Origin of the sequence: Actinoallomurus acaciae, from assembly GCF_042429965.1 — a bacterium.
In the GTDB taxonomy this organism is placed as follows: Bacteria; Actinomycetota; Actinomycetes; order Streptosporangiales; family Streptosporangiaceae; genus Actinoallomurus; species Actinoallomurus acaciae.
Genome location: NZ_JBHLZP010001292.1, coordinates 1 through 551, shown reverse-complemented (window position 1 = coordinate 551; position 551 = coordinate 1). Strand labels below are relative to the sequence as shown.

Genomic DNA, 551 nt, shown 5'->3' with positions numbered 1-551 from the left:
ACTGTGCGGCAACGGCTTCGGCCTGTTTGCGGGTAAAAGGACCGTCAGGCAGTCCCTGAAGTATTCTGAAATATTCGCTCATCCTCATATCTCCGGTGATGCCCCGCGCAGGACGGGGCGGTTATCACAGTCAGGCCAGTCAGAACGGGATATCGTCTGAAAACCCGTAATCCTCCCCCTCCGGTGGTTGCGGCTGAGGCTCCGGCTGCGCAGCCTTACGTCCACGGCCTTTCGTTTTCGCGCTCCCTTTTTTCGTCGCGTCAGCACTCTGTGACTGACCATTCTGCTGAGGCTGCGGTTGCACCTGAGCGTTCTGCTGTGGTGCACTCCCCAGCATCTGCATGGTGCCCGTGGTTTTAACAAGGATTTCGGTGACGTAACGGGTAATACCGTTATCTTCCCAGCTACGGGTGCGAAGCTGGCCTTCAATGTAGACCTGCGCCCCCTTACGCAGATATTCACCTGCCACTTCCGCGAGCTTGCCGAACAGCACCACGCGGTGCCATTCCGTCTGCTCCTTCATTTCCCCCGTCTGTTTGTCGCGCCAGGTT

The 551-nt window shown here is 57.9% G+C and carries 1 protein-coding gene; it reads right to left on the bottom strand.

Annotated features, from left to right (window positions below; all coding sequences use genetic code 11):
- Positions 1–139: 139 nt before the first annotated feature.
- Positions 140–551 (bottom strand): single-stranded DNA-binding protein (gene ssb, locus ACFFNX_RS52625; RefSeq protein ID WP_378213913.1); only part of this gene is annotated, 412 nt, incomplete at its 5' end.